Annotated in this window: 9 protein-coding genes; 7 read left to right on the forward strand and 2 right to left on the reverse strand. The window is 52.3% G+C overall.

All coding sequences use genetic code 11. From position 1 onward, the window contains the following. Positions 1-24: 24 nt before the first annotated feature. Entirely contained in the window at positions 25-1,632 is a 1,608-nt protein-coding gene (locus SH287x_RS08305; protein ID WP_479518212.1) for an arylsulfatase, read from the reverse strand. Positions 1,633-2,151: 519 nt separating this feature from the next. Here SH287x_RS08305 and SH287x_RS08310 point away from each other — a divergent pair. The 6 genes from SH287x_RS08310 (at position 2,152) to SH287x_RS08335 (ending at position 13,389) form a co-directional block, all read left to right on the forward strand. After that, the gene (locus tag SH287x_RS08310) at positions 2,152-5,760 is read left to right on the forward strand and encodes a transglutaminase family protein (RefSeq protein WP_479518213.1); all 3,609 of its coding nucleotides are present in this window, start codon (positions 2,152-2,154) and stop codon (positions 5,758-5,760) included. A gap of 280 nt (positions 5,761-6,040) precedes the next feature. After that, positions 6,041-8,707, forward strand: a complete 2,667-nt coding sequence (locus SH287x_RS08315) for a circularly permuted type 2 ATP-grasp protein (protein ID WP_479518214.1) — start codon at positions 6,041-6,043, stop codon at positions 8,705-8,707. A 99-nt stretch (positions 8,708-8,806) separates the two neighbouring features. Next, positions 8,807-9,721, forward strand: a complete 915-nt coding sequence (locus SH287x_RS08320) for a transglutaminase family protein (protein WP_479518215.1) — start codon at positions 8,807-8,809, stop codon at positions 9,719-9,721. A gap of 90 nt (positions 9,722-9,811) precedes the next feature. Then, positions 9,812-11,317: a circularly permuted type 2 ATP-grasp protein gene (locus SH287x_RS08325; protein ID WP_479518217.1), complete on the forward strand. Its 1,506-nt coding sequence runs from the start codon at positions 9,812-9,814 to the stop codon at positions 11,315-11,317. Positions 11,318-11,512: 195 nt separating this feature from the next. Continuing rightward, on the forward strand, positions 11,513-12,532 hold the full coding sequence (locus tag SH287x_RS08330; protein ID WP_479518218.1) for an alpha-E domain-containing protein: 1,020 nt from the start codon (positions 11,513-11,515) through the stop codon (positions 12,530-12,532). A 221-nt stretch (positions 12,533-12,753) separates the two neighbouring features. After that, positions 12,754-13,389, forward strand: a complete 636-nt coding sequence (locus tag SH287x_RS08335; protein ID WP_479518220.1) for an SRPBCC family protein — start codon at positions 12,754-12,756, stop codon at positions 13,387-13,389. A gap of 101 nt (positions 13,390-13,490) precedes the next feature. Here SH287x_RS08335 and ispD read toward each other — a convergent pair whose 3' ends face one another. Continuing rightward, positions 13,491-14,261, reverse strand: coding sequence for a 2-C-methyl-D-erythritol 4-phosphate cytidylyltransferase (ispD, locus tag SH287x_RS08340; RefSeq protein ID WP_479518222.1), 771 nt, complete (start codon positions 14,259-14,261; stop codon positions 13,491-13,493). Between the two features lie 277 nt (positions 14,262-14,538). Here ispD and SH287x_RS08345 point away from each other — a divergent pair, with 277 nt between their 5' ends. Next, positions 14,539-15,123 (forward strand): hypothetical protein, encoded by a 585-nt coding sequence (locus SH287x_RS08345; protein WP_479518224.1) that lies wholly within the window; start codon positions 14,539-14,541, stop codon positions 15,121-15,123. The last annotated feature ends 84 nt before the right edge of the window (positions 15,124-15,207 follow it).

A 15,207-nucleotide genomic window follows, 5' to 3' on the forward strand; every position in this document is an offset into this window, starting at 1 on the left:
GGATATCAAACCCATCAGGGAAGATCAGGACGATTTCTGGTTCTTCGCTGGGTTGGACTTTGCTTTGGGAGCCATGCCGGTTGGAGTATCACAATCCGGCATAGGAAATACGGAATTCGCGCTGGTTTGCTCGCGAAGTATCTCGATGGCTTTGGCTACGAGATCCGGTCTTTCCCCGCTCAAGTTCTTTGATTCAGCTTCGTCGTCGTGAAGATGATAAACTTCCCATGGCTGCGGATTTCGCGTTTTCAGGCCACGACGCAGGATTTTGAAGTCCCCCAGTCGCACACAGACCTGACCTGTATATTCCGCATAGACCCAGACCATAGGCTTCTCCCGTTCTCTCGTTCTGGCTGGGATTTCGCCAGTCAGGCAAGGGAGAAGGTTGATGCCATCCAGTTCGTCTGTGAGCGGGATGTTGGCCATCGAACATAAGGTGGGAAACCAGTCGGGAAAATAGGAGGGAAAATCACAAACACTCCCCGAAGGGATTTTTCCGGGCCAGTTCACGATGGCAGGAACTCGAAGGCCACCTTCGTATGTACTTCCCTTATAGCCGCGCAATCCTCGGGTGCTATTAAAAAAGACCGGATCGGCTCCACCGACATGAAAGTCTGGCGATTGAGTCGCATGCGTGGCCCCATTATCACTGGTAAAGATGATGATGGTGTTATCCAGCAAGCCGCACTTTTCCAAAGTCGAGACGATCTGTCCTACATGGTTATCAAGGTCGTGAATCATGGCGGCATAAGCCGCCCGCGGCCTGGGATGAGGGAGATAGCCTCCTTCGCCACGATAGACCTTTTGATCCCATTCCTTTGGGAATTTCTCAACCAGAGCTGGTGGTGGCTGCAGCGCCACATGAGGCTCAATAAACGGCAAATAGAGAAAAAATGGCTGCGATTTGTGATCATTGATGAACTGCACGGCAGCATTCAGTGTGAACTCTGGGGCGTATTTTTTCCCCTGGAACTTTTCCATTGTTATCGTTCCTTCCGGTTGCCTGGCATTTCCCGGAATCGGAACCTCATTCAACGGAAAAATTTCGCGGTTCTTCCAAAGTGATTTCGGGAAGTAACTGTGAGCGATGGCCTGGCAGTTGTAGCCAAAGAATTCGTCGAATCCTTTTTTATTTGGCTCTCCGGTACTTCCGACTGGCCCCAGCCCCCATTTCCCGAAAGCCCCTGTCGCATAGCCGCTCTTTTGAAACTGCATTGCCACTGTGATGGATTCGTGGCTGATCGGATGCTGCCCTTCAGAAAACATGGGAAGCAGAACTTTTGCCTGCTGGTTTCCGCGAATCTCCGCGTGCCCCAGATGCTTTCCCGTCAACAGTACACAGCGCGATGGGGCGCACGTCGGAGCACCACTGTAATGCCGGGTCAGTTTGACGCCGCGCGTCGCCAGTTTGTCGATATTCGGTGTGGGAATCTTTTCCTGTCCAAAACAACCGACTTCTCCCCATCCCAGATCGTCGGCCAAGATAAAAACCACATTCGGACGATTTGAGATCCTGACGGTCTCCGTTCCCGCAGGGGATTTTTCTGCCGATGAGGAAGAATGTTTCTGGGCCTCACTCGCCTCGACCACTGCTGAAAAAGACAGCACACAAGCCAAAAGAAAAGCAATCACCGATGGTTTCCGGCCCATAAAGAATGATTTTTGAAACTTTATCACGTCTAAAACGTCCTTCAGTTGACTAACACCCCGCCCAACCATGCCTGCAACCACCGCACTGTTGATTAATTGTGTAGCAAAACTCCGACCAGACCGTGTCCATCTTGCTTATTTTTTAACCTGCCGGACTCCAAACCCAAGTTTTCATAGCAAACTCCCTGTTTCCTGCCTCACAATGCATGGAAATTGCTAGAGGAGAGTGAATGGAAGGAAATTTGGCCTCGCCAGACGAAGGTGACGTTTCTCTCAAGCTGTTGTCGAAACAATTCTTGTTGCCGTTTGTGAACTATCATTGAGACAAATTGTGGTGACAGACGCGGGTTGTGTCTCCAGTGATGTTGTCAAAACCATACAGATCATTCGACCTGAACTTATCAGTGGACACGTTGGCAAAACTCCAAATCCAGACAATCTTCTGGATCTTTGCGGCAACTCCACTTTCCACAACAACGGCCTAAGCAAACCAGAGATCACATGACCATTCGCGCTGCTCTCCACCATAAAACGGTCTACACCTACGATCGTCTCGTCAACATGGGGCCACACATTGTCCGGTTACGGCCCGCGCCCCATTGCCGCACGCCGATTGTTTCGTATTCGCTGAATATCGAGCCAAAAGACCATTTTCTGAACTGGCAGCAGGATCCTCACGGGAACCATATTGCCCGGCTGGTCTTCAATAAACAGACAACGGAATTCAGTGTCAGCGTTGATCTCATTGCCGACATGACGGTGATCAACCCCTTTGACTTTTTCTTAGAGGAATATGCTGAGACATTCCCGTTCAAATACGAGGAATGGTTACAGTCCGAGTTGACCGCTTACCGCTCTGCGGAATCAGCAGGCCCACTTCTCAAAGCTTACATGGAGACCGTTGACAAGAAGCCTCAACGAACGATCACTTTTCTGGTGGAACTGAACCATCAGGTTCATCGCGATATCTGTTACGTGATCCGGATGGAACCGGGAGTCCAGAGTGCGGAAGAGACGCTTTCAAAGCGATCAGGGTCATGCCGTGATTCGGCCTGGCTGCTGGTGAAAATTCTGAGAGAGCTTGGATTTGCGGCCCGGTTTGCCTCAGGATATCTGATCCAGCTCGCTCCAGATCTCAAGGCACTTGATGGCCCCTCTGGCACAGAAGTGGACTTCACTGACCTGCATGCGTGGACTGAAGTTTATCTTCCCGGTGCAGGCTGGGTGGGAATGGATCCGACATCGGGGCTATTCTGCGGTGAGGGACACATCCCTTTAGCTTCCACCCCAGAGCCTTCCTCGGCCGCTCCTGTGACCGGGTTGGTTGATCCCTGCGAAACCAAGTTTGACTTTCAGATGGAAGTCACTCGCGTCCATGAAGATCCCCGCGTTACGAAGCCCTACACAGACGAGCAGTGGCAGCGGATTACACGACTGGGAAATGACGTTGATCGCCACCTCCAGGCGGCAGACGTCCGCCTCACAATGGGGGGTGAACCGACCTTCGTCTCGATCGATGACATGGAAGGCGATGAATGGAACACGGCTGCCGTTGGCCCGACCAAACGGATGAGAGCCGATGTGCTTTCCCGTCGACTGCGTGAGCGATTTGCACAAGGAGCCTTACTCCACTACGGCCAGGGAAAATGGTATCCGGGGGAACCACTCCCCCGCTGGGCTTTCACTCTGATCGCACGTAAAGATGGCCTTCCTGTCTGGCGTCAGCCCAAATTGATGGCTGATGAAACCACGAAGTACGAATTCACATTCGATGATGCCCGCCAGTTCACCGAAACGCTGGCCAAAAATCTGGAAGTCACCACCAGCACGATTGTCAATGGATACGAAGATGTGGCGTACTACGCCATGCGTGAGATGCGTTTGCCGATCAATGTCGACGTCTTTGATAACAAGCTGAAAGATCAGGAAGAACGAGAGCGGATTGTCCGCCTCTTTGAGCGGGGACTCGGGAAACCAACGGGTTGCGTCCTGCCTCTACGCCGTAATCGCTGGAGCAGCACGCCCCATTGGATGACGGCTGCATGGCCTGTCCGAAGGGATCAGTTTTATCTGCTCCCCGGCGACTCTGCGATGGGTTTCCGCTTGCCGCTGGATTCACTCCCCTATATTTCCGATGAACGATTCAGCGAATTGCTCACACGGGATCCACTCGAACCACTGCCCCCCTTGCCTACTCCCAAATCATTGCGCCGAGCCATCCAGGCCACGGTTCCAACGGTTCCTGTTGGTATCGCTTCGACAAGTGGAGCCAATTTGTGGTCAGCACAAAATCTGGGCAACGAGTTGGGACAGGATACTCCTTCTGCAGAGCATTGGGGCTTCGGCGAAGGTGTCTCTCTCAAGTCGACTGCCCGGCGAACACGAATCACCGGTGACGATGGTGGAGCCGCTTCTAGCCCCTATGGAAGCTTTGATTCGGTTAAGAATGGCAGCAATGGGAATGGTTCTGGCCATGGGCAAAATGGTCATGGCCCTGATGGGAATGGCCACGGGCAAAATGGTCATGACCAGGGTTCCACTGGACATCCCGAGTGGGTTTCCCCTGCTCCGGTTGAATTTTCTGACAGCTGGGTGCGAACGGCGCTGGTGGTAGAGCCGCGTGATGGCCGGCTTTTTGTGTTCCTTCCTCCCGTTGAAACCGCAGAGTGCTTCCTGGAACTGATTGCTGCTATCGAGGAGACAGCGACAGAACTCTCCATGCCGGTGGCTGTCGAAGGCTATCTCCCGCCTTATGACCCTCGACTGCTGGTCTGGAAAGTCACGCCTGACCCAGGGGTGATTGAAGTCAACACCCCTCCCACAGAGACCTGGACTGAACTCGCGGAATTAACGACCGGGCTATATGAAGAAGCACGTCTGTCCCGACTGGGAACAGAAAAATTCATGCTCGATGGCCGGCATTCCGGAACCGGCGGCGGAAACCATATTGTGCTCGGTGGAAAGACGCCGGCTGATAGCCCTTTTCTGCGCCGCCCTGACCTGCTTCGCAGCCTGATTTCCTTTTGGGTGAATCATCCTTCGCTATCATATCTGTTTTCGGGATTGTTTATTGGCCCGACAAGCCAGGCTCCGCGCGTGGATGAAGGACGTCGCGACACGCTCTATGAATTGGAATTGGCATTTGAACAGATCCCTGACCACACGGCTGTTCCCCCCTGGTTAGTGGATCGAATTTTCCGCAACCTGCTGATTGACGTCACAGGCAATACCCACCGCTCTGAATTCTGCATCGATAAACTTTATTCACCTGACAGTTCTACCGGACGACTGGGGTTGGTGGAGTTTCGCGGGTTTGAAATGCCGCCGCATGCCCGGATGAGCCTGACTCAGCAACTGCTGATCCGCTCGCTTGTGGCCTGGTTCTGGGAAGAACCTTACCGACATCCTGTCGTGCATTGGGGGACTTCGCTTCACGATCGATTTATGCTGCCGCACTTTCTTGAAGAAGACTTCAAATGTGTGGTGGGTGAGCTTCAGAACGCGGGATTCTCCGTGGAAGCTGAATGGTTTGATCCCCATTTCGAGTTCCGTTGCCAGAAAATCGGTGAACTCTCTTTGGGGTCAGTCCATATCGAATTCCGTACAGCTCTCGAGCCTTGGTACGTGCTGGGTGAAGAAGGTTCCCCTGGCGGAACAGCCCGATATGTGGATTCTTCGGTGGAGCGACTTCAGGTCAAGGTTTGCGGCATGACGCCCGGCCGGCATGTCCTGACTGTCAATGGTCGTCGTATTCCCCTGCATCCTACGGGGACAGAATCTGAATATGTTGCAGGAGTCAGATACCGAGCCTGGCAGCCCCCCTCATGCCTGCATCCGACCATTGGAATTCACTCTCCACTCACTTTTGATGTCATTGATACCTGGCTGGATCGGTCGGTCGGTGGTGCTCAATATCACGTGGTTCATCCCGGTGGTCGCGGCTATGACGTCTTTCCTGTCAATTCCTATGAAGCTGAGAGTCGCCGGATGAACCGATTCTTCAAAATGAATCACACCGCGGGGAAAATCCGCATCCCCCCGGAGCATACAAATCATCAGTATCCATTCACACTGGATCTTCGGCGCCCCTCTGCCCCTATGTTCATGTAATCGATCATCGCCTCTTGAAACCTGTTCGTGAGTGGATGTGTTTGTGCATGGCCTGATGGTAAGGCTTGTGGATCGGCGCTGTTAAGATTTGTGGGCCTTCACTGTGAAATCATACAGCGAAATCATGCTGTGGATGCCCACAGATTTCATGGCAAGTCCTCTAAGCGTATTGACAGAATCAGCCTCACATCAGTATCCAGCAGACACTCGAGATGTGTGACAGCAGAGACTTAGCCAGGCTTCCTTAGCCGCCACTTGTGCAAAAGATCGACCGCGCGCGATGACTCAAGCACCTGGAACCGTTCTTAGAAACGGCCTGACCGATGGCCTGATTGACAGTTATCCTGTTGCTCATGGCCTATACGATGAATACTTTGCCTGCCCGGGAACACTTCGTCCACATGTCACACATCTTGCTGATGCCCTGCAAGAGATGGGGCCAGTGGAGTTGCTGCGATGCCGGCAACAGGCCCAGCGGACAATTCATGAAAACAGTGTGACCTACACGTCACACGGTGACACAGAACGCCGCAATCGTCCTTGGGAATTCGATGTCATTCCCCTGATCATCCCTCCTGATCAATGGCAGAAACTTTCGCGTGGTCTGTCACAGCGGGCGTATCTGTTAAACATGATTCTGCGGGATCTTTACGGCGAGCAGCGTTTGCTCAGCGAACGTTTGCTCCCCCCGCAACTGCTGTTTGGTAATCCTCATTACTCGCGGGCGCTGCATGATCTTCCGGCGCCTGTCCAGCATCAGTGGCTCCAGATTTATGCTTCCGAACTGGCCAGAAATCCCCAGGGAAACTGGATCGTCGTTGCTGACCGGACAGAGGCTCCCTCGGGTGTGGCCTATGCCCTGGAAAACCGGATTGTCGGATCGAGCATCTATCCCAAGGTTTTCCGCGATCAACGGGTTCAGCGGCTGGCACCGTTCTTTATCGCATTGCGAGAATTATTGCAGAAGATGGCTTACGACCATCGCGACAACCCTCGTATCGTGCTGTTGAGTCAGGGGCCGACGAACCCTAACTTTTTTGAAGACGCTTATCTCGCGCGCTATCTAGGCTATACGCTTGTCGAAGGGGAAGACCTCGCCGTTCGTGATCAGCAGGTCATGCTGAAAACGTTGGGAGGACTCTTACCGGTGGATGTGCTATTCCGCCGTCTGGATGATCTGGATTGTGATCCCCTGGAATTGAGAAGTGATTCTTTTCGAGGAGTGACCGGACTGGTTCAAGCCTTGAGAGCACGTCAATGTGCTGTGGCGAATGCGCTGGGAAGCAGCTTGCTCGAATCACCGGCGATCATGGCTTATCTTCCGCAGATTGCCCGAAACTGGCTGGGAACTGATCTGGAAATTGAATCTTCCAAAACCTGGTGGTGCGGTGACCCGAAGTCATTAAGCTACGTACGCGAACATGCCCATCATCTGTGGATCAGACCGGCGTTTTCTCACTCGAACCTTCCTTCTGGCCGCCCGTCGGAAATGTCTCAGGCTCAGCGGGATGCTCTGTTCGCAGCATTAACCTCCCGTCCACAGTTATATGTCGGGCAAGAGGTGGTTCAACGATCAAAAGCCCCAGTGCTGCTGAATGATTCCTGGCAGTCATGGCATTTGGGATTGAGAACTTATCTGGTTGCGTCAAATTCTGGTTATGTTGCGATGCCGGGCGGGCTTGTTCGTTGCTCGCCGCAATCTCACACGATTGATCAGTCCGTCTCCATGGGAGAAGGTGCCAAGGACTGCTGGGTGTTGAGCGATGGCCCGGTGCCACAAATCACGCTGCTGTCCCCTCCAGGAGCGGCGATAACTTTACGTCGCAGCGGAGCTGAACTCCCCAGCCGCGTGGCTGACAACATGTTCTGGGTCGGCCGATTTGCCGAACGGGCAGAAAGTTCGGCTCGCCTGTTACGAACGCTGATCAGTCGCCTGACTGGCGAGTCAGGGGGAAGTAATGTGCCGGAAGTCGCCATCCTCATGAGATGCCTTGCTGAAGGGGGGCAAATTGAACCCAGCTTTGCCTTACAAGACTTTCGGAAACACCTTCCCGCGATTGAAAATTTGTTACCGCCAGCCATTTTTGACGAGCGAGAGCCGTTCAGTCTGAAAGCGACCTTGAGTCAACTGAATCATGTCGCCTCACTGGTGCGTGAACGCCTTTCACTCGATAGCTGGCGAACCATCAACCGGATCTATCGCGAATTCCAACGGCGTCGCGCAGGAGGTACGACGGATTTTGCCGATGTTCTCCAGCAGCTTAATCGTCTGGTCGGCGATCTTTCGGCTCTCAGCGGACTGTCGATGGAAAGCACCACCCGAACACTGGGCTGGCGATTTCTTGATATTGGCCGTCGTATTGAGCGAGCCATGCAGACATTGGTTCTCGGGAGAAACCTGCTGGTACCAGAATTCATGAACTCGTCGGCCGTCCTGGAATCCGTTGTGGAAGTGGCCGACAGTTTGATCACCTATCGCACTCGCTATCTCACCCGGATTCAATTGCCACCTGTGTTAGATTTGATTATGACCGACGAGACGAACCCTCGTTCGGTCATTTTCCAGCTACTGACCTTATCACAACACATCGATCAATTACCTCGCGATCGAACGGCTCCACTCAGAACGACCGAACAGCGCCTGATTCTTAATGGGGTCAGTCAGTTGCAACTGATCTCTTCAGACGAATTGACACGGGCGAATGAAGTGAATTTCCGTGATCGAATCGATACCCGACTGGGGCGGCTCTCCCGATTGCTCCCACGGATTTCCAATGCCATCACCCATCAGTATCTCCTGCATGCTGTTTCTGCACAGCAATTGACGGATGTCCGTCCACGAAAAATCAAGGCCAACGAATGGAACCTTCCGAACCCTCGCTCCAAAACAACAGGCACCAATTCCAGCATGCTCGATGACGATGATCTCGATCCTGGAAATGTGTAATCCGCAAGCATGAGCTTGTTTCTGTCCTCTCCCATGAAGCGCTGACTCATCGCGAACTTTTGCCCGCATGGTGAGCTATTATCAACTCAGGCCGCACGTATGGAATACCGCATCACCCACATCACTGATTACAGCTATACCGATCCCATCGCCATATGCCACAATGTGGTACATCTGGCTCCTCGAAACATGCTGACACAGCGATGTTTTGAGCACCGCGTCGCTGTGCGACCACGACCGGCGGCTGTGGTGCGACGGACAGACTTCTTTGGAAATGTTGAACATTACTTCGCCATACAAAGGCCTCACCGACGGCTGATTGTGAAATCCACCAGCCATATTGAGGTGATTGCCCGACCAACCATCGTACCGATGAACTCACCTCCTTGGGAGCAAGTGGTTGAGCGTCTGTGCCGCGCAGACGGGCACGACTGCCTTGATGCAATGCAGTTCTGTTTAGACTCACCTTCGATTCATGTCTTTTCTAGCCTGCGAGAGTATGCTTCTCCCTCATTCTCGCCAGGGAAGCCTATTGTTTCAGCAGTTCTTGATTTAACGGCACGAATTTTTCATGATTTCAAATATGACCCTAAGGCCACAACCGTGAACAGTCCTCTTGAGGAAGTTCTGGATAGCCGCCGAGGGGTTTGCCAGGACTTTGCTCATCTGCAGATAGGCTGCCTGAGATCCATGGGATTGGCAGCTCGTTATGTGAGTGGGTACATCCGCACGACTCCTCCTCCCGGAAAAGCGAGGTTGATCGGAGCTGATGCGTCTCACGCCTGGTTGTCTGCGTATTGTGGCGAAGCGGGTTGGGTCGATTTTGATCCGACAAATAATACGATGGCATCTGACCAGCACATTACGACATCATGGGGCCGTGACTACACGGATGTTTGTCCGATTAAAGGAGTCTTTATTGGAGGGGGGCATCACACCATGACTATTTCCGTCGATGTGATGCCTGAAGACGAATTTGAATCTCCTCCCGGTTTTGCTGCGACTGCTGGTTAATTGTTTCAGGCTCCGATTCGTTTTCATCCTGCATATTTTTCGCCGAGTGATAGCGACTGTTTCATTGGAATCCCACACAGGACCACATTCATGAATCCATCGCTTGCATCCCTTTCCGATGTTGCACTCAATTTTGCTGATTACCAGACCGAAGGATTCCACGACGAGCTGTTTTTTGACAACGACTCGCCTCGTTCGGAAGCCGGGCCATTGATCCAGCGAATCAATTCGTTACCGCCGGGGGAACTCGTGCGTCGACAGGCCGCTGCCGAGCGGTTGTTGCTGCAACTGGGCATTACCTTTAATGTTTATGGAGACAACCAGGGCGCAGAGCGGATTTTTCCGTTCGACATCGTGCCACGCATCGTCCAGGCCACCGAATGGGAATGGCTGGAAAAAGGGTTGAAGCAGCGAATTCAGGCTCTGAATTTATTTATCAACGATATTTACCACGACCAGCAGATCATCAAAGATGGCATTATACCGGCTGAGACCCTTTTGGAAGCCACCAGCTATCGCTCCCAATGCCAGGGATTGAATCCTCCGCATGGAATCTGGTGCCATGTCACTGGAACAGACCTTGTCCGTGGTGGCGATGGCCAGGTTTATGTCCTCGAAGATAACCTGCGGTGCCCTTCGGGGGTGTCTTATGTCCTGCAAAATCGCTCGATCATGAAGCGAACCTTCCCGCAGGTCTTCGATATGAGCCGCGTGCGGCCGGTTGGCGACTATCCCTTGCGACTCTTAAGAATGCTGGAGCATCTCTCTCCTCGCGATGTGGCCAACCCGCGCGTTGTCATTTTAACTCCCGGAGTCTTTAACTCAGCCTATTATGAGCACTCTTTCCTGGCTCAACAGATGGGGATCGAGTTGGTTGAAGGGCGAGACCTCGTCGTGACTGAAGGCCGTGTTTTTATGCGGACAACGTCGGGACTGGAACCCGTCGATGTGATCTACCGGAGAATCGATGATGATTTTATCGACCCGAAAGCCTTTCGCCCCGATTCAATGCTGGGTGTAGAAGGCCTGATGGATGTCTACCGGGCTGGACGTGTCGCGCTCGCTAATGCTCCGGGAACAGGCGTGGCTGACGACAAAGTCATCTATGCCTATGTCCCGAAGATCATCAAGTATTATCTGAATGAAGAAGCCATCATTCCCAACGTGCCGACATATATCTGCGAAAAACCTGAAGAACGAGACTATGTACTCAAGCATCTGGACGAGCTTGTCGTCAAGGCGGCTAATGAATCTGGTGGCTATGGCATGCTGGTTGGGCCGCATTCCACGAAGGAACAACAAGATCAATTTGCGGAACTGATCAAGGCTAAACCCCGTAACTATATTGCACAGCCGACGCTTTCCCTTTCGCGTGTCCCCACGATTTGTGGAGAGCGTTTCGAAGGCCGGCATGTGGATTTGAGGCCATATATCCTATATGGAAAAGAGATTTTTGTTCTTCCGGGAGGTTTGACGCGAGTCGCCCTGAGAAAAGGGTCACTGGTGGTCAATTCTTCACAAGGAGGCGGCAGCAAAGACACATGGGTCATAGCGACCAATCAGGAGCAATTGCAAGCTCAACCACCCGCTCCTTAGTCAGCCAGATCTGGGGGGACTTTTGACGAAACTGCGAGAGCAGCCCCCTCTCATCTGTAACATTTTATCAGAAACGTTCTGGCGGCGTAAAACCCATAGTTCCCAGAACAAACGACGTACATATGCCGCCACACCGACCCGGAAACGGGTCTAAGGTTTTTACATCCTCCCCGTTCGCCTGTCGGAAGATTTTCAATGCTCAGCCGTGTTGCCGATGCGATCTATTGGATGAGTCGATATATCGAACGTGCTGAAAATCTGGCACGGTTCATGGACGTCACGTTTAATCTGATGCTTGACCTGCCACAGTCTCATCAGAACGCATGGCCTCCGCTGATCTATACGACAGGCGATCACGAATACTTCCGTGAAAAGTATGGGGAGGCAAATCAGGCCAGTGTCATTGAGTTTCTCGCTTTTGATTCTGACTACCCTGGCTCGATCCGCTCATGCCTCAAGTTCGCGCGAGAAAACGCTCGTTCAGTGCGAGAGACCATTTCCAGCGAAATGTGGGAACAACTGAATCTCTTTTACTATATGGTTCGTGAGGCTTCGACCAACGCTGGTATTAAGGCATCACCACTTGATTTCTTCCATGAAGTCAAGCAGGCTTCTCACCTCTTTAAGGGCATTACTGACGCCACCATGTCGCGGGGCGAAGGCTGGAACTTCAGCCGATTAGGGCGATTGCTGGAACGGGCCGACAAAACCTCGCGAATTCTTGATGTCAAGTATTATCTACTGCTCCCTACGGTGCATGATGTGGGATCACCGACCGACGATCTCCAATGGCAGGCCGTACTGCGATCGGTGAGTGCGATGGAAATGTATTCCAAACAGTTCCATGCCATCACACCTTCGCGTGTTGCCCAGTTCCTGTTGCTGGATCGCCATTTTCCTCGGGCGATCAATTATTCAGTGATTGGCGTAGAAAATGCCCTGCATGCCATTTCAGGAACTCCGCTAGACACGTTTCGCAATGTCGCCGAACAGCGTGTGGGTCAACTCCGTTCCGAGTTGGCCTACACCACGGTGGACGACGTCATCCAGCAAGGGTTGCACGAGTTTCTTGATCTACTACAGACCAAGCTGAATCGAATCGGCGAAGGTGTTCACGACACATTTATCGCAGTGCGCCCTGTCCAGCCCTCTTCACAATATCAGTCGCAGTTTCAATCAAATGGTATTCCGCGGCATCCGATTTTTTTCCGTTAAGACACAATCGGTTTGTGACAGAGAGCGGTTTCTCTCGCAGAACCAGGATCGCCTGGCGATGAAAAGCTGTCGCAGGCAACACTGGTTGTTAGAGCCTCAGTGTTCCGTTTGAATCAGTGATCATTTTCATGCGGGCAGCATCTCCTGATATTGGTTATGTTAGCGACCTGTTTTGTTGAAGCTGATAACCATCGATGCGTGACCTGTCAGGAGAATGCACCATGCGGTCAAAACTGTTAATCGTTCTGGGAGTCTTTGTCGGGCTGACGGTCTTCTTTATGGGGATTGTCGCGATGCAACCCAACGAATTTAAGATTACGCGAAAAATCCTGATCAAGGCCCCTGCGGCTGAGGTTTCCGGGCATGTCAGTGATTTTCACAAGTGGGAAGCCTGGTCACCCTGGGCCAAGATTGATCCCAAATCAACCGTTGAATTTGAAGGCCCTGAAGCGGGTGAAGGGGCGATTTTCAAATGGTCAGGCAATGACGAAGTCGGCCAGGGAAAAATGACCATTGTTGACAATAAGCCGGGTGAACTCGTCAAAATCAACCTGGAATTTATTCGGCCAATGGCTTGCGTGAATACCAGCGAATTTCAGTTTGCCCCGGAAGGTGACCAAACCCAGGTGATCTGGTCTATGTATGGCCCTCAGAACTTCATGGGGAAGGCCATAGGACTATTCATGAATATCGATGCCATGGTTGGCAAAGACTTTGAGAAGGGTTTATCCAACATGAAAGCCGTGATCGAGTCACCCTCGCCGGCTGCGACGGAGTCCACCAGCAAAACACCAGACACGACTGAAGCCGAGGGTCCTGCCTCAACAGCAGAAGAAACCAAAGCATCAGGTTCTTAAAAATATGCTGACTCAATCGACCAGTTCCCGAGCCCGTGTTACTGACCTCGCAGGATTGATCATTGCTTGACCTGACAAATCAGGACAAGGTTTCAGCTTCACTATAGATCCGCCAGGTTAGTAGGTTGAGGCTTGAGCAGTGATTCGATGGATCGCTCTCTGGGAAGTTGATCGATCAAAGCGTGCGCCATGCGCAGGTCATCAGGGGTTGTAATTTTCAGATTGATCGCGGAGCACTCGACGACCACGACCTGATGGCCCGCTTCTTCCATCAATTGGGCTTCATCGGTGGGTTGTGCTTTTCCCCGGCTGGCAAAGGCCTCTTTGAGAAGTTGGGTTCGGAAGACCTGCGGTGTTTGCGCCAGCCAAAGCTGCTCGCGTGGCAATGTGGCTTCAATTCGCCCCTGCTGGCCAACTCTCTTGACAGTGCTGGTCACCTTCTGAGCGAGAATCGCAGCCCCCTGCTGAGTAGCAGCGGCAAAAACATCGTCAATCCAGACCTTGCTGATCAGTGGCCGGGCAGCATCATGAATCGCCACAAAATCAGCTTCTGGTTTGACCTTCGCAAGAGCAGCCATGACCGAGTCGGCGCGTTCGACTCCGCCTTCACACAATTCGACATTCATGAGAGCCAGATGGGGACGAAACTTTTCTTTGAACCAGTCAATATCCTCTGGTGACAACACAACAATCACCTGGATCACATCGGGCCGCTCAATAAAATGGTCAACCGCCCGCAGCCAGACCGGTCGTCCTTTCAACTCGGTAAAGACCTTTTTCCGAGAAGGGTCAATGGCAGACTGCCTGGCGCCTGCTTGTCCGAATCGCGAACTTTTACCTGCAGCGGGAAGGATGACAGAGAATTTTGGCACGCTGGCAATTCCTTTTGAGTTGGTTTGATTTGAGAGATTATAAGCACCTCTTCGTTCAGATATCAGCCAATCCTCATCGTGAAGCAGCAACGCTTCCTTGACCTCTCACGCGCAAACTTGTGTGATGTCCCAGAGAATCTGATTTGTCCTGGAATGAACAAGTGCCGCGTCACAGCCTTCACTTGGGATTCGATACGATAGCGCGTCTTTTGTTGTCGGACTTTACAACCTGTTCAACCTCGCTATTCAAGTTTGGCAGACCACAAGGAGCCTTTGCATGACTTCAAATGGAATTCTTCGTACCACGTTCTCTTTCGCAGTCCTTGCCCTCATGGCCATGGCATCACCGGTCTCTATTGCTGCCGATAAAGCCAGCAGTACGGAAGCGATCGAGATCAAAGGAATCAAGCTCAATATTCCCACCGCGTGGGGTTCGCAACCGCCGGCTAACAGCATGCGACTGGCGCAGTTTGTCGTTCCCGGAGCAACGCCGGACGCCTCTGCGGAACTTGTCATTAGTTCGTTTGGCGGGGCCGTCGATGCCAATCTCAATCGATGGGTCGCCCAGTTCGCTGCTGAGGGTCGTGACGTCAAGATCACTAAAGGAACCTCACCACAGGGTGAATATTATGTCAGTGACATTTTCGGAACATTTAACCAACCTGTAGGGCCGCCAATTGCAGGGAAAACCAAAGCTGTTCCAGGAACTCGCGCCATTTCGGTCATGCTGGTCGTGCCTGAAAAAGGGACTTTTTTTCTCAAGCTGACTGGCCCTGATGCAACAGTGAAGGCCGCTGCGGAAGATCTGCGCAAGTCTATCGGTGCAAAAATCGGCGATGAAGTCGCTTACGATCTCAAGTAGTCTTGAACGCTTGATCCATGGCTCCTCGTTGGAAAAAATGAAGGAGCCATGGATGCTTTTATAAAAGTTGTCAGAAAAAAACGC

This window comes from Planctopirus sp. SH287, assembly GCF_056500625.1.

Bases quoted from the DNA above. Each gene is read 5' to 3' on its own strand.
- SH287x_RS08345 (WP_479518224.1), top strand. From the start codon at position 14,539: ATGACTTCAAATGGAATTCTTCGTACCACGTTCTCTTTCGCAGTCCTT.
- SH287x_RS08320 (WP_479518215.1), top strand. From the start codon at position 8,807: ATGGAATACCGCATCACCCACATCACTGATTACAGCTATACCGATCCC.
- SH287x_RS08315 (WP_479518214.1), top strand. From the start codon at position 6,041: ATGACTCAAGCACCTGGAACCGTTCTTAGAAACGGCCTGACCGATGGC.
- SH287x_RS08325 (WP_479518217.1), top strand. From the start codon at position 9,812: ATGAATCCATCGCTTGCATCCCTTTCCGATGTTGCACTCAATTTTGCT.
- SH287x_RS08310 (WP_479518213.1), top strand. From the start codon at position 2,152: ATGACCATTCGCGCTGCTCTCCACCATAAAACGGTCTACACCTACGAT.
- SH287x_RS08330 (WP_479518218.1), top strand. From the start codon at position 11,513: ATGCTCAGCCGTGTTGCCGATGCGATCTATTGGATGAGTCGATATATC.
- SH287x_RS08335 (WP_479518220.1), top strand. From the start codon at position 12,754: ATGCGGTCAAAACTGTTAATCGTTCTGGGAGTCTTTGTCGGGCTGACG.